The sequence below is a fragment of the Hamadaea flava genome, from assembly GCF_024172085.1.
Taxonomy (GTDB): domain Bacteria; phylum Actinomycetota; class Actinomycetes; order Mycobacteriales; family Micromonosporaceae; genus Hamadaea; species Hamadaea flava.
Genome location: NZ_JAMZDZ010000001.1, coordinates 3,165,334 through 3,182,482, shown reverse-complemented (window position 1 = coordinate 3,182,482; position 17,149 = coordinate 3,165,334). Strand labels below are relative to the sequence as shown.

16 protein-coding genes are annotated in these 17,149 nt (G+C 69.5%); 9 read left to right on the top strand and 7 right to left on the bottom strand.

What is annotated here, in order from left to right; all coding sequences use genetic code 11:
• Positions 1-8 precede the first annotated feature (8 nt).
• The 3 genes from HDA40_RS14915 to HDA40_RS14905 all read left to right on the top strand — a co-directional run bounded on the left by HDA40_RS14915 (position 9) and on the right by HDA40_RS14905 (position 3,643).
• Positions 9-1,022, top strand: coding sequence for a chitinase (locus HDA40_RS14915; protein ID WP_253756115.1), 1,014 nt, complete (start codon positions 9-11; stop codon positions 1,020-1,022).
• Between the two features lie 70 nt (positions 1,023-1,092).
• Positions 1,093-2,637 (top strand): 4-coumarate--CoA ligase family protein, encoded by a 1,545-nt coding sequence (locus tag HDA40_RS14910; protein WP_253756113.1) that lies wholly within the window; start codon positions 1,093-1,095, stop codon positions 2,635-2,637.
• Positions 2,638-2,752: 115 nt separating this feature from the next.
• The gene (locus HDA40_RS14905; protein ID WP_253756111.1) at positions 2,753-3,643 is read left to right on the top strand and encodes an NAD-dependent protein deacetylase; all 891 of its coding nucleotides are present in this window, start codon (positions 2,753-2,755) and stop codon (positions 3,641-3,643) included.
• Here the strand turns inward: HDA40_RS14905 and HDA40_RS14900 are convergent.
• Both HDA40_RS14900 and HDA40_RS14895 read right to left on the bottom strand, forming a co-directional pair.
• Positions 3,612-3,956: an NIPSNAP family protein gene (locus HDA40_RS14900; RefSeq protein ID WP_253756110.1), complete on the bottom strand. Its 345-nt coding sequence runs from the start codon at positions 3,954-3,956 to the stop codon at positions 3,612-3,614. The genes HDA40_RS14905 and HDA40_RS14900 overlap by 32 nt on opposite strands.
• A gap of 39 nt (positions 3,957-3,995) precedes the next feature.
• Positions 3,996-4,385 carry a DUF4180 domain-containing protein gene (locus HDA40_RS14895; protein ID WP_253756108.1) on the bottom strand — a complete coding sequence of 130 codons (390 nt, stop codon included), beginning with the start codon at positions 4,383-4,385 and terminating at the stop codon, positions 3,996-3,998.
• 58 nt (positions 4,386-4,443) lie between these two features.
• Here HDA40_RS14895 and HDA40_RS14890 point away from each other — a divergent pair, with 58 nt between their 5' ends.
• On the top strand, positions 4,444-5,103 hold the full coding sequence (locus tag HDA40_RS14890; RefSeq protein WP_253756105.1) for a GNAT family N-acetyltransferase: 660 nt from the start codon (positions 4,444-4,446) through the stop codon (positions 5,101-5,103).
• Positions 5,104-5,433: 330 nt separating this feature from the next.
• On the opposite strand, the gene HDA40_RS14885 is transcribed toward HDA40_RS14890, so the two are convergent.
• Together HDA40_RS14885 and HDA40_RS14880 are read right to left on the bottom strand one after the other, a co-directional pair.
• Positions 5,434-5,742 carry an STAS domain-containing protein gene (locus tag HDA40_RS14885; RefSeq protein ID WP_253756104.1) on the bottom strand — a complete coding sequence of 103 codons (309 nt, stop codon included), beginning with the start codon at positions 5,740-5,742 and terminating at the stop codon, positions 5,434-5,436.
• A 52-nt stretch (positions 5,743-5,794) separates the two neighbouring features.
• On the bottom strand, positions 5,795-7,360 hold the full coding sequence (locus HDA40_RS14880; RefSeq protein ID WP_253756101.1) for a PP2C family protein-serine/threonine phosphatase: 1,566 nt from the start codon (positions 7,358-7,360) through the stop codon (positions 5,795-5,797).
• Between the two features lie 140 nt (positions 7,361-7,500).
• Between HDA40_RS14880 and HDA40_RS14875 the strand changes: the two genes are divergently transcribed.
• The 3 genes from HDA40_RS14875 to HDA40_RS14865 are packed head-to-tail and all read left to right on the top strand — an operon-like array spanning position 7,501 to position 12,942.
• Positions 7,501-11,886 carry a HAMP domain-containing protein gene (locus HDA40_RS14875; RefSeq protein ID WP_253756099.1) on the top strand — a complete coding sequence of 1,462 codons (4,386 nt, stop codon included), beginning with the start codon at positions 7,501-7,503 and terminating at the stop codon, positions 11,884-11,886.
• Entirely contained in the window at positions 11,883-12,428 is a 546-nt protein-coding gene (locus HDA40_RS14870) for a response regulator (RefSeq protein ID WP_253756097.1), read from the top strand. Before HDA40_RS14875 ends, HDA40_RS14870 begins: the two co-directional genes overlap by 4 nt.
• Before the next feature lie 40 nt (positions 12,429-12,468).
• On the top strand, positions 12,469-12,942 hold the full coding sequence (locus tag HDA40_RS14865; protein WP_253756095.1) for a low affinity iron permease family protein: 474 nt from the start codon (positions 12,469-12,471) through the stop codon (positions 12,940-12,942).
• 14 nt (positions 12,943-12,956) lie between these two features.
• On the opposite strand, the gene HDA40_RS14860 is transcribed toward HDA40_RS14865, so the two are convergent.
• Positions 12,957-13,589 carry an FMN reductase gene (locus HDA40_RS14860; RefSeq protein WP_253756093.1) on the bottom strand — a complete coding sequence of 211 codons (633 nt, stop codon included), beginning with the start codon at positions 13,587-13,589 and terminating at the stop codon, positions 12,957-12,959.
• On the bottom strand, positions 13,586-14,710 hold the full coding sequence (locus HDA40_RS14855; RefSeq protein WP_253763628.1) for an LLM class flavin-dependent oxidoreductase: 1,125 nt from the start codon (positions 14,708-14,710) through the stop codon (positions 13,586-13,588). The genes HDA40_RS14860 and HDA40_RS14855 overlap by 4 nt, the downstream gene beginning before the upstream one ends.
• Before the next feature lie 259 nt (positions 14,711-14,969).
• Between HDA40_RS14855 and HDA40_RS14850 the strand changes: the two genes are divergently transcribed.
• Complete coding sequence (locus tag HDA40_RS14850) at positions 14,970-15,800, top strand: alpha/beta fold hydrolase (protein WP_253756091.1); 831 nt, start codon at positions 14,970-14,972, stop codon at positions 15,798-15,800.
• The gene (locus tag HDA40_RS14845) at positions 15,793-16,365 is read left to right on the top strand and encodes a TetR/AcrR family transcriptional regulator (RefSeq protein WP_253756089.1); all 573 of its coding nucleotides are present in this window, start codon (positions 15,793-15,795) and stop codon (positions 16,363-16,365) included. Before HDA40_RS14850 ends, HDA40_RS14845 begins: the two co-directional genes overlap by 8 nt.
• A 187-nt stretch (positions 16,366-16,552) precedes the next feature.
• On the opposite strand, the gene HDA40_RS14840 is transcribed toward HDA40_RS14845, so the two are convergent.
• Positions 16,553-17,113, bottom strand: coding sequence for a CGNR zinc finger domain-containing protein (locus HDA40_RS14840; RefSeq protein WP_253756087.1), 561 nt, complete (start codon positions 17,111-17,113; stop codon positions 16,553-16,555).
• Positions 17,114-17,149 lie beyond the last annotated feature (36 nt).

The following is a 17,149-nucleotide window of genomic DNA, read 5'->3' as shown; positions in this document are numbered from 1 at the left end:
GATCCCCGATGGCCCGACGTCTCCTCGCGGCTGCTGCGGCAGCGGCCCTGCTCGTCCTGCCCAGCCCGGCGGCGGCCGCGCCCACAGCGCTGCCGGCCCGCGTCTTCGCCCCCTACTTCGAAACCTGGCAGCCGGAAACCCTGGCCGGGATGGCGCAACAGTCCGGTGCGCGCTACTTCACGCTGGCCTTCCTTGAAACGCTGTCGAGGACGTCGTGCACGCTCGCCTGGAACGGCGAGAAGGCGCGTACGGTCGCCTCCAACGCCTATGTGGACGACATCGCCGCGCTGCGAGCGCTCGGCGGTGACGTGGTGGCCTCGTTCGGCGGCTGGAGCGCCGACCAGGGCGGCACCGAGATCGGCGACTCCTGCCAGGACCCGGCCGCCATCGCGGCGGCGTACGAGGACGTGGTCGTCAGGCTCGGGGTGACCCGCCTCGACATGGACATCGAAGGCCGGTCGCTGACCAAGGCCGACGGCATCGACCGCCGGAACAAGGCGATCAAGCTGCTCCAGGACTGGGCGGCGGCGACCGGTCGCCGGGTCGACATCGTCTACACCGTGCCCACCTCGGTGACCGGACTCGAACCGTCCGGGCTGGCGATCCTGCAGAACGCCCTGGCCAACGGCGTACGCGTCGACGTCGTGAACCTGATGGTCTTCGACTACTACGACAAGGTCACCACCGACATGGGCGCCGCCGCGCTCAGCGCCGCCCAGGGCCTCTACAACCAGCTCCACACCCTGTATCCGGCCAAGACCCCGGCGCAGCTGTGGGCGATGGTCGGGCTGACGCTGCTGCCCGGCATCGACGACTACCCGAAGAAGACCGAGATCACCTACCTCCCGGACGCCCAGCGCATGCTGGACTTCGCGCGCGCCAACGGAATCGGCGAACTGTCGATGTGGGCGATCCAGCGGGACAACGGCGGCTGCCCCGGCGTGACCGACTCCAACACCTGCTCCGGAATCGTCCAGAACACCTGGGACTTCACACACCTCCTCACGCCGTTCACCGGTTGATCAATTGATCTACCAGGTGGCTCGGGGAACGGGTACCCTGTGGCGCACGTCACTTCCCTTGGAGGGCTCGATGTTCCGCAGTCCGTTCCCCGACGTCGCCGTTCCGGACGCCACCATCCCGCAGCACGTCCTCGGCGGCGCTGCCGCACGGGGGGACGCTCCGGCGCTCATCGACGGCCGGACCGGGCAGACCGTCACGTACGCGCACCTGGCGTACCAGGTGGAGCGGCTGTCGGCCGGGCTGGCCGAGGCGGGCCTGCGCCCCGGGGACGTGCTGGCGATCTTCAGCCCCAACACGCTGCTGTACCCGGTCGTGTTCCACGCGGCGCTGGCCGCCGGCGCGACCGTGACCACGGTGAACGCCCTCGCGACGCCGACCGACCTGGCCTCGCAGCTGCACGACTCGAAGGCGCGGTTCCTCGTGACGGTGTCGCCGTTCCTGGACCGGGTGACAGCGTCGCAGACGCAGATCCCCGTCTTCGTCTGCGACCAGGCGGAGGGCTACCGGTCGGTGAGCGAGCTGCTCGCCTCGACGGCACCGGCGCCGGTGGTGGACCTCGACCCGGCCACCGCCGTCGCGACCCTGCCCTACTCCAGCGGCACGACCGGCGTGGCCAAGGGCGTCATGCTCACCCACCGGAACATCGTGGCCAACGTCGAGCAGGCGCAAGTGCCGATCAGCTACGCCGATGACGACCGCGTGATCGCGATCCTGCCGTTCTTCCACATCTACGGCCTGACCGTGCTGATGAACATGGTGCTGGCCCGGGGCGGCGCACTGGTGATCCTGCCGCGCTTCGACCTCGCGGAGTTCCTCGGCGCCCTCGCAGCCCACAAGGTCACCCGGGCGATGGTCGCGCCGCCGGTGGTCCTGGCGCTCGCCAAGCACCCCAGCGTCGCCGACTACGACCTCTCCGCTCTGGACGTGGTCTTCTCCGGCGCGGCCCCGCTCGACGGCGACCTCGCCGCCGCCTGCGCCGCCCGGCTCGGCTGCGCGGTCCAGCAGGGCTACGGCATGACCGAGCTGTCCCCGGTCACCCACGCCCAGCCCTACGGGGCACAGCAGAACAAGGCCGGCTCGATCGGCCCGCTGCTGCCGAACACCGAGGCGCGCGTCGTCGACGTCGCGACCGGCACGGACGCCGGCGTGGGGGAGAGCGGCGAACTGCTGATCCGGGGCCCGCAGGTGATGCTGGGCTACCTCGGCCGCCCCGACGAGACCGCGGCCACCATCGACGCCGACGGCTGGCTGCACACCGGCGACCTGGGCATGGTCGACGCCGACGGCGACTGGTACATCCTCGACCGGGTCAAGGAGCTGATCAAGTACAAGGGCTACCAGGTGCCGCCCGCCGAACTGGAAGCGGTGTTGCTCAATCACCCCGGGATCGCCGACGCGGCCGTGATCGCCGGGCACGACGCCGACGGCGAAGAGATCCCGCACGCCTTCGTCGTCGCCGCTACCGGCTCCGCCCTGACCGCGTCCGACGTCATCGAGTACGTGTCCGGTCGCGTCGCGCCCTACAAGAAGGTGCGAGCGGTCACGTTCGTCGACGCGATCCCGAAGAGCGCGTCCGGCAAGATCCTGCGCAAAGACCTCCGCGCCACCCTCTAACCCTGCTCGCCCGCGCCCCGTCCTTTCCGCGCGATCATGAACTATCGGTCGTGATCAACCGGCGTGTCGTGTCCGCAGCACCCTGATCAACTCCCTAGCGGAATGATCAACGGGGATGGGTGCGGTTCGGCGTACGGCGAGGCAGCATGGATGCGTGATCGATGCTCAGCTGGACGCCCTCGCCCGTCTCGCCGGGGAGGGTGCCGTCGTCGCGCTCAGCGGCGCCGGGCTGTCCACCGAATCGGGCATACCCGACTATCGCGGACCGAGTGGCGTGGCGCGACGGCATACGCCGATGACGTATCAGACGTTCGTCGGCGATCCGCTCGCCCGGCGCCGCTATTGGGCGCGGAGCCATCTGGGGTGGCGGCAGATCGCCCGAGCGGAGCCGAACGTGGGGCACCGGGCGGTCGCCGCGCTGGAGGCGTCGGGCGTACTCGACGGGATCGTGACGCAGAACGTCGACGGACTTCACCAGGCGGGCGGTGCCCGGTCCGTCATCGAACTGCACGGCAACCTCGACCGCATCGTCTGCCTCGCCTGCGGTGAGGGCACCCCTCGCGACCGGCACGACGACCGGCTGCGTGTGGCGAATCCCGGGTTCGACGCGGAGATCCTCGCGGTGAATCCGGACGGCGACGTCGACCTCGACGACTCCGCCCTCGACGGCTTCCTTCCGGTGGACTGCACGACTTGTCTCGGCGGCGTCCTCAAGCCCGACGTCGTCTTCTTCGGCGAAGCCGTCCCCGTCGACCGCGTACGCGACAGCTACGCGCTCGTCGAAGGCGCGCGCCTGCTGCTCGTGCTGGGGTCGTCGTTGACGGTCATGTCCGGTCGCCGGTTCGTGCTGCGTGCGGCGAAGCTGGGCATTCCGGTGGCGATCGTCAACCAGGGCGAGACCCGCGGAGACGCGTACGCCGACCTCCGGGTCGACGCACCTCTCGGTGTCGTGTTGCCGCAGCTGGCGGCCCGGATCACGGCGCTGCCGGTCGCCAGTTCGCGATGACGGCCTCGGGGACCTCGACGACGATCGTGTGATAGGTCTCGATCCGGGAGACGATGGCCTCGCGGGGCCCTTCGCGCCAGACTGCCGACCCGTAGAAGGCTTCCTCCTGGGCGTCCCGGTGGTCGAGCGAGTCGAACACCCGCACCAGGTACGCCTCCTCGAAACCGTCTTCGTCCACAAGTGACGGTCCGGCGTCGAGGACGCGGATGCCGGCCGCGGCCAGCAGCGGCGCCGACTCCTCCCGCATCACGCGGACGAACTCGTCTCGCGTACCAGGCTTGAGGCGATAGGTGCGGATCTCCAGCACGGGCATGGCGGGAGCCTACCCGCGGTCGGCGCGGCGCACGGGCCGTCAGTGATGCCGGTCGGGCGCTCCAGCGGAAGCGGAACCGGCCAGGCGCGTCTCCAGATCGGCCAAGGTCGGCAGGAACCAGAGCTGCCGGCCGCGGTTGGTCTCCACGACGAAGTCCCGCAGCGCGGTGCTGCGCTCGACGTGCTCGGAGATGTCGCCGATGATCACGAGCCGGATGTGGTAGTTCACGAACTTCTGGGCGATCGCGCCGGCGATGCCGCTCCGCAGGGTGAAAAACTCGGCCGGAAGCCGGTCCGCGGGCAGAACGACCAGCTCAGCGGCACAACCGAAGGCGTCGCCGATGAGGTCGGTCACATCGACCTCCCCGGTGAAGGGCGGCCCCTCAGGCGAAACGATCATAGTTGGTACGCCGTGCAGCTCGGTGGTCACGACGACTGATCCTAGAGCACTACGGCGGGCTCGATCGGGGAATAACGGTGAGGTGAAGATGAGCGGCACGGGTGGGCTGGAGAAGTTCCTCACCGAGTGGCTGGGCGAGTGGCCCGGCACCCCGGGATTGACGATCGTCGGCAGCGCGCTGCGTACGCAGCCCGGCTGGGACGGTTCCGTGCGCGAGGTCGTCGGCGTGCGTACGCCCGACGGCGGGGTGTTGTCGGTCCCACCTGATCTGGCCGACGCGGTGCGGTCCGGCGTACGCGACTGGGCCGAAGTGGACAGCCGCCTCCCGGCAGCGCTCGGTCGGCCTGACGCCCGCGCCTTCGCGGGAGTGTTCCGGTGGTCCACCGAGCCGGCCGCCCTTCCCGACGCGGGCGAATGGGTGCCGATCACCGATCCCCGTGTCCCGCTGTGGCTGCACCCGTTCGGTGGCGACGCCTTGATCGCGTTCGCCGAGAACGGCGCGTACGCCGCCGGCGTCGGGATCAAGCGGCACAACGCGGCCGGGATGGAGATCTCGGTCGGCACCGAGGAGGCGTACCGGGGGCAGGGGCTGGCCGCGCGCCTGGTCGCGCAGGCCGCGCGATGGATCCTGGCCGCCGGGGCGGTGCCGATCTACCTTCACGACCCGGCGAACGTCGCCTCCGACCGGACGGCGCTGCGCGCCGGTTTCCCCGACGAGGGCTGGAAGATCATCGGCGTCTTCGGCTGACCGCGGGACGCCCAGTCGGCCCTCGCCGGCCCCGACGCGACGCGCCGACTCCCCGCCCCGACTTCGGGAACCGACCCCACGGCCGGGGACCCGACCCCACCGTCAGGGCGGAAGTCGATCATTCCGTTGGGGGGCTGATCAGGGTCTCCGGGACGCGACACGCCGGTTGATCACGACCATTAGTTCATGATCGCGCGGAAAGCAGCGAGGCCGAGCGGAAAGCAGCGAGGCCGAGCGGAAAGCAGCGAGGCCGAGCGCGGACGGCGGACGGCGGACGGCGGACGGCGGACGGCGGACGGCGGACGGCTGAGCCTGGGGGCGGGCGGCGTTTTACCAGGTGGCGAGGTGGTCGTAGAGGCCTAGGGTTCGCAGGATTCGTTCGACCAGCGCGTTCGGGTTCGTCAGCCGGTACGCCACCCCGGCGGAGTCAGCTCGTTCCCGGCCGCGGAGCAGCGCCCGTATGCCGAAGGAGTCGAGGAAGTCCAGCGGGCCGAGGTCCACTTCGAGCCGGCTGCAGCCGTTGCGCTCGATGGCTTCGTTCAGCCAGGTCTCGACTTCGCTGGAGTTCGACATGTCGATCTCCCCGGACAAGGTGACGACACAGTCGTCGCCCACCACGCGCGCGGTGTGCGTCGCCAACCACGCACCTCCCGATCAAGGCCACCCGAATTCCCACTGACACTTGAGTGTGTCAGCCGTCGTTGCGGATCGCTACGACCGTGATGTCATCGCGTACCGGTTCGGCGGAGAAGTTGAGCGCCATCGTCGCCAGCCCGTCGGCGATGACGTCGGCCGGATTGCCGGCGAGTTGCGCGGCGGCGTCCAGCATACGGTGCAGGCCGAAGAACTCCCGGCCGCTGCGGCGTTCGGTGAGGCCGTCGGTGAAGAAGACGAGCGCGTCGCCGGGGTGCAGGGTCAGCCGTTCGGGTGGACAGTGGACGCGAGCCACCACGCCCAGGGCCGTCCCCCATTTGCCGGCGGACGCGACCGCGCCGTCCGCGCGTACCAATATGGGCTGGTCGTGACCGGCGAGATAGACCGTGACCGCGCGATCGCCGTGGTCGTCACCGGCCGGCGCGATCTCCGCCAGCGCGAGGGTGCAGTGGCGGTCGGAGCGGGCGTGCATCGTGGTGTTGAGTCCGGCGAGCGCCTCGCCGACCGGCTTGCCGTCGGCGATCAGCGCGCGCAGCACCTCGCGGACGATGCCGGTGGCGCTGGCCGCCTGGATGCCCTTGCCCGCGACGTCGCAGACGACCGCTAGGCAGCCGCCGCCGGGCAGCGGGATGACGTCGTACATGTCGCCGCCGACCTCGGCGTAATGGCCGGTGGGCAGGTAGCGGGCGCCGATGTCGACGCCGGGCAGCTTGGGCAGGTCGCCCGGGAGCAGGGCTTCCTGGAGGATGCGGGCGACCTGGCTGCGTTCGTCGTGGACGTGGGCGTTGTCCAGGGCGGTCGCCGCGCGCCGGGCCACTTCCTCCGCGATCGTGACGGTCTCGGCGTCAGGCGTGGTGGCGTGGCCGACGGCCAGCGCGCCGAGCAGCCGGCCGTGCGCGAGCAGCGGCACCACCAGGCAGGCCGGTGGATCGGACAGCGCCGTGGTGGCGCCGGTCTCGACCGCCTCCGCCAGCTCGTCCGAGGTCAGCCGCCGGCCCAGCTCGTGGTGCGGCGACAGCATGTTGGAGGCGGCCGTCTCCTCGACGTGGGCGACCGCGGCGACCTGCGGCCGGCCGCCGGAGATGGTCAGCAGCGCGCACCAGTCACCCAGCCGGGGGACGATGAGCCGCGGGATCAACGCCTCGGTGAGTGTGGTATCGATCGAATGCGCCAGCAGGTCGCCGACCTCCACCAGGTAGGTGAGCCACTCGCGCCGCCGCAGGTCGGCCTCGCGCAGGCGCTCGTGCTCCAGTACCGTGCCCAGCCGCTGGGCGGCCAGGCGGCACAGGGTCCGTGTCTCGGCGGGCTCGTTCGGCGCGATCAGGATGTCGCCGGTCCAGGGCGGCGTCAATTCCAGTGGTACGCGCAGCGCGGCGCTCGGCTCGCCGGGCGGCCGCCCGGCCGCCGCTAGCGTGATCGCGCCACGCCCGTCCGCGCGGTCGACTTCGACGCTCACCCCGGGCGTGGCGAGCCGGGGCAGCAGGAGGCGCAGGAGCTGCTGGGCGAAGTGGCGGGCGCTGCGCCCGGACCCCTCCGGGCGCTGAACCGCCAGCAGATCTTCGACCGATCGCAGCGCGTCCGACTGCGTTTCCACACCTGGCACGGTTGTAGTGTCGCCTGAATGAGCAGCGTCGGCCAGCCAAGGACTTGGCTCCGTCCCGGCGAATGCACGAGGATTGCAGGTGAGGCATCGATACTGTTGCGATGCCTTGGCCGGGTTGGACACCGGGGAGGGACGAAGCCATGACGGTGCAGGAAGAGGCGTCGGTCGTCGCTGGATTCGACGACGAGGCCGCCTGGGCGCAGTTCGCCGCCGCCCTTCGTGAAGTGCAGCAGGGCAGTTTCGAGGGCCGGCTGCCCCGATTGCCGGGCAAGGCCGGTGAAGCGGCTGACGCCTTCAACGACGTGGCCGGGTTACTCGCTCGGCAGAATCGGGAGCTTCTGCGCATTTCGCGCGTTGTCGGACGCGAAGGTCGAGTCACCGAGCGACTCGACGAGGAGACCTTCGAGGGCGACTGGGCCGAGGGCATCACCGCGATCAACAACCTGATCGACGACCTCGGCCGGCCGACGGCCGAGATCGCCCGCGTGATCGTGGCCGTCGCCGAGGGCGACCTCTCCCAGAACATGACGCTCGACATCGACGGGCGCCCGTTGCGAGGCGAGTTCGCGACCATCGGCCGCACGGTGAACAAGATGGTGAGCCAGCTGTCGAGCTTCGCCGCCGAGGTGACCCGGGTGGCCCGCGAGGTCGGCACCGAGGGCAAGCTGGGCGGTCAGGCCGACGTCCGGGGCGTCTCCGGCACCTGGCGTGACCTCACCGACAACGTGAACCTGATGGCGTCCAACCTGACCAACCAGGTGCGGTCGATCTCCTCCGTGACCACGGCGATCGCCCAGGGCGACCTGTCGCAGAAGATCACCATCGCGGCCGGCGGCGAGGTCGCCGACCTGGCCGACACGATCAACTCGCTGATCATCACCCTGCGGGTGTTCGCCGAGCAGGTGACCCGGGTGGCCCGCGAGGTCGGCACCGAGGGCATCCTCGGCGGCCAGGCCGAGGTGCCCAACGTCGCCGGGACCTGGAAAGACCTCACCGACGCCGTGAACAACATGGCGTCGAACCTGACCGCGCAGGTCCGCAACATCTCCCAGGTCTCCACGGCGGTGGCGCAGGGCGACCTGTCGCAGAAGATCACCGTGGTGGCCCAGGGGGAGATCCTGGAACTCAAGAACACTGTGAACACGATGGTGGATCAGCTGTCGAGTTTCGCCGACGAGGTGACGCGGGTTGCGCGTGAGGTGGGTTCGGAAGGCAAGCTGGGCGGTCAGGCTCAGGTGCGTGGGGTGTCGGGTACGTGGCGTGACCTGACGGAGAACGTGAATCAGCTGGCGGGGAATCTGACGGCGCAGGTGCGGAACATCGCGCAGGTGACGACGGCGGTGGCGCAGGGTGACCTGTCGCAGAAGATCACAGTGGACGCTCGGGGTGAGATTCTCGAGCTGAAGAGCACTGTGAACACGATGGTGGATCAGCTGTCGAGTTTCGCCGACGAGGTGACGCGGGTTGCGCGTGAGGTGGGTTCGGAAGGCAAGCTGGGCGGTCAGGCTCAGGTGCGTGGGGTGTCGGGTACGTGGCGTGACCTGACGGAGAACGTGAATCAGCTGGCGGGGAATCTGACGGCGCAGGTGCGGAACATCGCGCAGGTGACGACGGCGGTGGCGCAGGGTGACCTGTCGCAGAAGATCACAGTGGACGCTCGGGGTGAGATTCTCGAGCTGAAGAGCACTGTGAACACGATGGTGGATCAGCTGTCGAGTTTCGCCGACGAGGTGACGCGGGTTGCGCGTGAGGTGGGTTCGGAAGGCAAGCTCGGCGGCCAGGCTCAGGTGCGCGGAGTCGCCGGGACCTGGCGCGACCTGACCGACAACGTGAACTTCATGGCGTCCAACCTGACCGCCCAGGTGCGAAACATCGCCCAGGTCGCGACGGCCGTGGCGAAGGGCGACCTGTCGCAGAAGATCACCGTCGTGGCGCAAGGCGAGATCCTGGAGCTGAAGGACACCGTGAACACGATGGTGGATCAGCTGTCGAGTTTCGCCGACGAGGTGACGCGAGTCGCCCGCGAGGTCGGCACCGAGGGCAAGCTCGGCGGCCAGGCCCAGGTGCGCGGTGTCTCCGGGACCTGGCGCGACCTGACCGACAACGTGAACTTCATGGCGTCCAACCTGACCGCCCAGGTCCGCAACATCGCCCAGGTGACCACCTCGGTCGCGAAGGGCGACCTCAAGCAGAAGATCACAGTGGACGCCCGGGGTGAGATTCTCGAGCTGAAGAGCACTGTGAACACGATGGTGGATCAGCTGTCGAGTTTCGCCGACGAGGTGACCCGAGTCGCCCGCGAGGTCGGCACCGAGGGCAAGCTCGGCGGCCAGGCTCAGGTGCTCGGCGTCTCCGGCACGTGGAAAGACCTCACGGAGAACGTCAACCAGCTCGCCTCGACGCTGACCACGCAGCTGCGCGCGATCGCCCAGGTGTCCACGGCGGTGACGACGGGCGACCTGACCCAGCGGATCGCCGTCCAGGCGCAGGGCGAGGTGGCCGAGCTCAAGGACAACATCAACCAGATGATCATCACGCTCGGCGAGACCACCAAGGAGAACGCCGATCAGGGCTGGCTCGACTCGAACCTGGCCCGGACCGGCGCGCTGCTCCAGGGGCAGCGGGACCTGACCGAGGTCTGCCGGATGCTGATGCGTGAGGTCACGCCGCTGGTGGAGGCGCACCTCGGGGCGTTCTTCCTCTTCGAGCCGGACGGCGCTCGGCCGTTGCGCCGGGTGTCGGCGTACGGGTTGGGCCCGGGCGGCGAGGACGCCACGTTCGACATCGGCGAGGGCCTCATCGGCCAGTCCGCCGCCGATCTCCGGACCATCCGGGTCAGCAGTGTGTCCGGAGCGGAGGGGCAGGCGATCGCCTCCGGCACCGCCTTCATCCCGGTACGCGACCTCGTCATCGTCCCGGTGCTCTTCGAGGGCTCGCTGCTCGGCGTGATCGAGTTCGGCAGTGCGACGGCGTTCTCCACACTGCACCTGGAGTTCCTCGATCGACTGGTCGCCACCATCGGCGTCGCGCTCAACACGATCCGGGCCAACCGGCGTACGGAGGAACTGCTGGACCAGTCTCAGCGGCTGGCGCACGAGCTGCGCGAGCAGTCGGCCGAGTTGCAGCGGACCAACGCCGAGCTGGAGGAGAAGGCGGCTCAGCTGTCCGAGCAGAACCGCAACATCGAGATCAAGAACCGGGAGATCGAACTCGCCCGGCTCGGCCTGGAGGAGAAGGCCCAGCAGCTGGCGGCCGCCTCGCAGTACAAGTCGGAATTCCTGGCCAACATGAGCCACGAGCTGCGTACGCCGCTCAACTCGCTGTTGCTGCTGGCCCGGTTGCTGGCCGACAACTCCGAGGACAACCTGACCGACAAGCAGATCGAGTTCGCCCGCACCATCCACAACGCCGGGTCGGACCTGATGGCGCTCATCGACGACATCCTCGACCTGTCCAAGATCGAGGCCGGCCGGATGGACGTCGACTTCGGCCAGGTGGCGTTCTCCGAGATCTGCGCGTACGCCGAGCAGGCGTTCCGGCCGCAGACCGAGGAGAAGGCGCTCCAGCTGGAGGTCGAGGTCGCGCCGGAGATGCCGGACGGCATGGTGACCGACGCCCAGCGGCTCCAGCAGATCCTGCGCAACCTCATGTCGAACGCGGTCAAGTTCACCGACAGCGGCATCGTCCGGCTGGAGATCGGCCTCGCCCACGAGACCGAGTACGAGGAGCCCACGTTGGCCGCCGCGCCGTCGGTGGTGGCCTTCCGGGTCAGCGACACCGGCATCGGCATCGCGCCGGACAAGGTCGCCGTCATCTTCGACGAGTTCAAGCAGGCCGACGGCACGACCAGCCGGCGCTACGGCGGCACCGGGCTGGGCCTGTCGATCAGCCGGGAACTCGCCCGGCTGCTCGGCGGCGTCATCACCGTGTCGTCGACGCCCGGCGAGGGATCGGTGTTCACCTTGCTGCTGCCCGGCTCGTTCCTCGCGGGCCGCGTGGACCGCGCTCCGGTGGCCCCGGCACGGCCGGCGCTGACGATCCCGGCGCGGCCGGTGATCACCCCGGTGCCCGAGCCGTTGCCGTCCAGCCGTTTCCTGCTGAAGCGCCCGTCCGGTGGCGAGCGTGGCAGCGTCCGGCTCGACGGCACGACGGTGCTCATCGTCGACGACGACGTCCGCAACGTGTTCGCCCTGACCAGTGCGTTGGAGTTGCACGGCATGCGGGTCCTCTACGCCGACAACGGCTCCGACGGCGTACGCCTGCTGGCCGGGCACCCCGAGATCGACATCGTCCTGATGGACGCGATGATGCCGGGCCAGGACGGGTACGAGACGACCCGGATCATCCGGCGGAATCCGAGACTCGCCGATCTGCCGGTGGTCTTCCTGACCGCCAAGGCGATGCCGGGCGATCGGGAGGCGGCCGTGGCGGCGGGCGCGAGCGATTACATCACCAAGCCGGTCGACCTCGACGAGCTGCTCGAGCTGATGGGGACGTGGGTCGGCCCGCGGAAGGAGAGCGAATGAGCCGGACGATCGCACGGCCGCCGGGTGATCAGCCGGCGAAGGTGCTGCTCGTCGACGACCGCAACGACAACCTGATCGCCTTGCAGGCCATCCTGCAGGGGATGCCGCTGGTGACGGTGGCGGTGGCCAGCGGTGAGGCGGCGCTCAAGCAGCTGCTGCTGGACGACTTCGCGTTGATCCTGCTGGACGCGCACATGCCCGGGATGGACGGGTTCGAGACGGCGACGCATGTGAAGAGCCGCGATCGGACCCGGCAGATCCCGATCATCTTCCTCACCGCGGCCGACCGGGACGCCCGGCTGGCCCTGCGGGGGTACGCCGCCGGCGCGGTCGACTACCTGACGAAGCCGTTCGATCCGTGGATCCTGCGGGCGAAGGTCTCGGTGTTCGTCGAGATGTGGGCGAAGAACGTGCTCCTCCAGCAGCAGGCGGAGCGGATGGATCAGCTGGAGTCGGCCGCCCGCAAGGCGTTGTCGGCGTTGCGGGACGGCGACCCCGAGAGCGCGGCCGAGGCGCTGGAGTCGATCGACCCACTGGCATAGCCGGGTTTGCCGGGCTCGCCGATCGGGGTAGAGCCCGGTCATGCCCGACACGCGGAATAACGGCGCCCACGGGGAGGACGACGCCTCCGAGCGTACGGCGCGAAAGCCCGACGCCGAGCCGACGATGCCGAGCCAGGTGACGTCCTATGTGAGCCCGTTCGACCGGTTCGCGACCGCGGCCGAGCGGTTCGTCTCGCGCGCCTGGTTCTTCGCCATCTGTGTGCTGCTCGTGATCATCTGGGCGCCGTCGTTCTTCCTCTTCCAGAACGTCGACACCTGGCAGCTGGTGATCAACACCGCCACCACGATCATCACGTTCCTCCTGGTCGCCCTGCTCCAGAACACCCAGTCCCGGGAGAACAACGCGGTCCAGCACAAGCTCAACGCGATCGCCGAGGCGCTGGCCAACCTGATGACCCACCTGGCGCCGGACGACCCGACCGAGCGGCCGTTGAAGCAGGACGTCATCGAGCTGCGCGACGCCGTGGGCCTGGAGCAGAAGGAAAGCTCGTAAGCGGGCCGGCGCGGTCAGTCCGACGAGCCGCCCAGCAGCTCCTCGAACGTCGTGGTGAGCGCGAACGGGTCGGCCGCCTTCGTCGGCTCGTGCCGATCGATCAGCTCGGCCAGTTCGGTCGCCGCTCGGCGGATGCGGTCGGCGAGCGCGCCGCTCGCCTCGGCGTCGCCGGGCGCCCCGGCCCAGTCCTCCGGGGCGGCGTACACCGAGGTCGGGACGGTCTGCGAGCGCAGGTAGCTGAACATCGGGCGGACCGCGTGTTCCAGGGCGAGCGAGTGCCGGGCCGAGCCGCCGGTGGCGGCGAGCAGCACCGGCCGCCCGATGAGCGCGGAGTCGTCGAGCACGTCGAAGAACGACTTGAACAGCCCGCTGAACGAGGCGTTGAAGATCGGCGTCACGACGATCAGGCCGTCCGCGTTGCTCACCGTGTCGATCGCCTCCCGCAGCCCGGCCGCGGGGAACCCGGTCAGCAGGTTGTTCATGATGTCGTGGGCGTGGTCGCGTACCTCGACGAAGGTGGTGTCGACGCTGACGCCGAGCCGATCCAGCTCGCCGCTGGTGGCGGCGGCGAGCCGATCGGCCAGCAGCCGTGTCGAGGAGGGCTGGCTCAGCCCGGCCGACACGACCGCGAGGGTGCGCTGCTTCACTGTCCGTCCTTCCCCGCCGGTACGGCCTCCACAGTGGAGTCCTTGGCGGCGGCCGCCGCAGCGACGAGCGACGCGTGGGTGGGGGCGTCCGGCACGCCCGGCTTGCGGAGCGCGGCGAACTCCTTGCGCAGCACCGGGACGACCTCCTCGCCGAGGAGGTCGAGCTGCTCCAGCACCGTCTTCAGCGGCAGGCCGGCGTGGTCCATGAGGAACAGCTGGCGCTGGTAGTCGCCGACGTACTCGCGGAAGCCGAGCGTACGGTCGATGACCTGCTGCGGGCTGCCGACGGTCAGCGGCGTCTCGGCGGTGAACTCCTCCATCGACGGGCCGTGCCCGTAGACCGGCGCGTTGTCGAAGTACGGCCGGAACTCCTTGACCGCGTCCTGCGAGTTCTTGCGCATGAAGACCTGGCCGCCGAGGCCGACGATGGCCTGGTCGGCCGAGCCGTGGCCGTAGTGCTCGAAGCGCTGCCGGTACAGGCCGACCATGCGCTGCGTGTGTTCCTTCGGCCAGAAGATGTGGTTGGCGAAGAACCCGTCCCCGTAGTACGCGGCCTGTTCGGCGATCTCGGGGCTGCGGATCGAGCCGTGCCACACGAACGGCGGAACCCCGTCGAGCGGGGCCGGCGTCGAGGTGAACGACTGCAACGGCGTACGGAACTTGCCCTTCCAGTCGACGACGTCCTCACGCCACAGCCGGTGCAGCAGGGCGTAGTTCTCGACGGCGAGCGCGATGCCGTTGCGGATGTCCTGACCGAACCAGGGGTAGACCGGGCCGGTGTTCCCGCGGCCGAGCATCAGGTCCACGCGGCCGTCCGCGAGGTGCTGGAGCATCGCGTAGTCCTCGGCGATCTTCACCGGGTCGTTGGTGGTGATCAGCGTCGTCGCGGTGGACAGCAGCAGCTTGGACGTCTTGGCCGCGATCCAGCCGAGCATCGTCGTCGGCGAGGACGGGACGAACGGCGGGTTGTGGTGCTCACCGGTCGCGAAGACGTCGAGCCCGACCTCCTCGGCCTTGAGCGCGATGGTCGTCATCGCCTTGATGCGCTCGGCCTCGGTCGGCGTGGTGCCGTTGGTCGGATCCGGCGTCACGTCGCCGACGGTGAAGATCCCGAACTGCATCCCCATGGCCTTCTCCTCAGTCGTTGTCACGCTGAAGCCAACAGTAATTGACGGTTCAACTATTCCGGCGCGCGGGGCAGGCGACCGCGTTTCCGCCTCACCCGTACCCCGTCGGTTCCGGCTGGCACCTGGGTACGCAGATGGGTAAGCGGCATGGTCCCCAACCTACGGCACGGGACTTGCAATCGTTGGTTAAAGGCATTAACCTTATGGCTACAGGGGCTAACAAGCCCGGGATGTACGGCAAGGGGAGGGTCTGATGACCGAGTTTCTGGCGGTAGAGGGCGGCACGATCGCGTACGACGTGGTGGGCGAAGGGCCGCTGGTGGTCCTGGGCCACGGGCTCGCCGACAACCGCGAAGCCTTCCGGTTCCTGGTCCCGATGCTGGTCGACGAGGGCTACCGAGTGGTCAACGCCGACCTGCGCGGGCACGGCGAGTCGAGCACGGGCTGGGCGTCCTACACGCGGACCGACAGTGCGAAGGACTTCATCGCATTGCTGCGGCACCTCGGCGAACCGGCGATCTTCATCGGGCACTCGTTCGCCGGCGGCGCGGCCAACATCATCGCGGCCGATGCCCCGGAACTGGTCCGGGCCATCGTCGAGATCGACCCAGGGACGCGTAAGCCCACGATGAAGCTGGGTGACGTCAACGGGCGCTTCGTGAAGGGCTTCTCGCTCATCGCGCTCTCGATGATGTTCCGCAGCACCGGGCTGTGGAAGACGTACCTGCGGCACGCGTACCCGGGGACCTCGGGAGCAGCCTTCGAGGGGCAGCTGGCGATGCTGGAGCGCAATCTGCGCGAACCGGGCCGGATGGCGGCCGCGGCCAAGATGGCCTTCGCATCCGGTGCCGACGCCGGAGCGAAGCTGGCCCACATCCAGCGTCCGGCGCTGGTCGTGATGGGCACGCTGGACCCCGACTTCCCGAGCCCGGTCGCCGAGGCCGAGGGCATCGTCGCCGAGATGCCCGCCGGACTGGGCTCGGTGGCGATGATCGAGGGCGCGGGGCACTACCCGCACACGCAGATGCCGCAGCGGGTGGCCGACGTGATCCTGCCCTTCCTCAGCAAGTACGCGGATGCCTAGGGCGGGGCTGACGCCCGGCGCGATCGTGGACCTCGCGTTGGGCGTCCTCGACGACGACGGGCTGACCGGGCTCACCCTGACCGCGGTCGCGAAACGGGCCGGGGTCGCGGTCCCGGCGCTCTACAAGCACATCCGCAACCTGGATGAGCTGGTCAGCCTGCTGCGCGTACGCATCATCGACGACCTGACCGAACGATTGGGCGCCGACTGCGTGGGCCGGTCGGGGCCGGACGCGTTGCGGGCGCTCGCCGTCACCTTCCGGGCGTACGCCATGGACAACCCTCACCGGTACGCCCTGACCGTGCAGGCCGCCCCACCGAACACGCGGGAAGCCGAGGCGGCCGTCCGGACGCTGACGGTGTTCCTCGCCGTCCTGCGCGGGTTCGGGCTGGAGGGTTCGGCTGCCATCCATGCCGCCCGCGCGTTGCGTTCCGCCTGTCACGGGTTCGCCTCGATCCAGGTCGCCGGGGGATTCGGCCTGGCCGAGGACGTGGATGAGAGCTACGACCTGCTGGTGCGCATGGTCATCGAGGGCCTGCCGCTGGCCCGTGAGCTGGCCGGCTGAGCCGGTCGGATCGATCGGCGCGAGATCGTCGGTGGCCGACGATCGTGGCGCTTAGAGCTCCAAGAACGGCGGCAGCCGACGATCATGGAGGCCGCGACCGCGTTGAACGGCGGCAGCCGACGATCATGGAGCGGGCGTCGAGCGTGGCCGAGCGTGGCCGAGCGTGGCCGAGCGAGCAGAGCGAGCGTCAAGCGGCGTGCGTACGCGAATAGTGGCGAGCGGCGCGAGCCCGGTTGCTGCACGACGGCTTGCAGAACTCCTGCCGTCCGTGGCCCTTCACGAAGTACCGAACGCATCGGGGTGCCGTGCAGGCGCGTAGTTCGGCGGCGTCCGGGCTGGTGAGGAAGTCGATGGTGGCGCGGGCGAGCGTGGCGAGCACGGCGTCGTCCGGCGACACCCCGGCGACGGTGTGCATTGTGGACGAAGGCGGCCAGGACAGGGCCGGCGTCACCGGAGCCAGTGCCGCAGAGCGGTTGATCAGCGCCACGGCGTCGTCCAGGGGCATCAGGCGATTGGCGTCCGCCCGGCTCGGCGGCCCCGGCTCGACCGCACGGGCGAACAGCGCCCGGGTCGCCGCGCGTACCTCGACGACTCGGACGAGCAACGCGTCAGAGGCCGCGACGTCGACGAGACCGACGTCGGCCAGGAGGGCTTCCAGCCCGTCGACCGAGGTCAAAGTGTCGAGGACGCCTCCGTCGCCGTCGTGCCGGATCGTGCTCGCGAGATCGAGCGCCACCGTGTTGACCATGCGATGAAGCGTACGCTAGCGTGCCTAACGGCAAAA

What these genes read in the sequence shown, in the direction of transcription:
- HDA40_RS14915 (WP_253756115.1), top strand. Translation starts at nt 9, where the DNA reads ATGGCCCGACGTCTCCTCGCGGCTGCTGCGGCAGCGGCCCTGCTCGTC.
- HDA40_RS14910 (WP_253756113.1), top strand. Translation starts at nt 1,093, where the DNA reads ATGTTCCGCAGTCCGTTCCCCGACGTCGCCGTTCCGGACGCCACCATC.
- HDA40_RS14905 (WP_253756111.1), top strand. Translation starts at nt 2,753, where the DNA reads ATGGGTGCGGTTCGGCGTACGGCGAGGCAGCATGGATGCGTGATCGAT.
- HDA40_RS14900 (WP_253756110.1), bottom strand. Translation starts at nt 3,956, where the DNA reads ATGCCCGTGCTGGAGATCCGCACCTATCGCCTCAAGCCTGGTACGCGA.
- HDA40_RS14890 (WP_253756105.1), top strand. Translation starts at nt 4,444, where the DNA reads ATGAGCGGCACGGGTGGGCTGGAGAAGTTCCTCACCGAGTGGCTGGGC.
- HDA40_RS14875 (WP_253756099.1), top strand. Translation starts at nt 7,501, where the DNA reads ATGACGGTGCAGGAAGAGGCGTCGGTCGTCGCTGGATTCGACGACGAG.
- HDA40_RS14870 (WP_253756097.1), top strand. Translation starts at nt 11,883, where the DNA reads ATGAGCCGGACGATCGCACGGCCGCCGGGTGATCAGCCGGCGAAGGTG.
- HDA40_RS14865 (WP_253756095.1), top strand. Translation starts at nt 12,469, where the DNA reads ATGCCCGACACGCGGAATAACGGCGCCCACGGGGAGGACGACGCCTCC.
- HDA40_RS14855 (WP_253763628.1), bottom strand. Translation starts at nt 14,710, where the DNA reads ATGCAGTTCGGGATCTTCACCGTCGGCGACGTGACGCCGGATCCGACC.
- HDA40_RS14850 (WP_253756091.1), top strand. Translation starts at nt 14,970, where the DNA reads ATGACCGAGTTTCTGGCGGTAGAGGGCGGCACGATCGCGTACGACGTG.
- HDA40_RS14845 (WP_253756089.1), top strand. Translation starts at nt 15,793, where the DNA reads ATGCCTAGGGCGGGGCTGACGCCCGGCGCGATCGTGGACCTCGCGTTG.
- HDA40_RS14840 (WP_253756087.1), bottom strand. Translation starts at nt 17,113, where the DNA reads ATGGTCAACACGGTGGCGCTCGATCTCGCGAGCACGATCCGGCACGAC.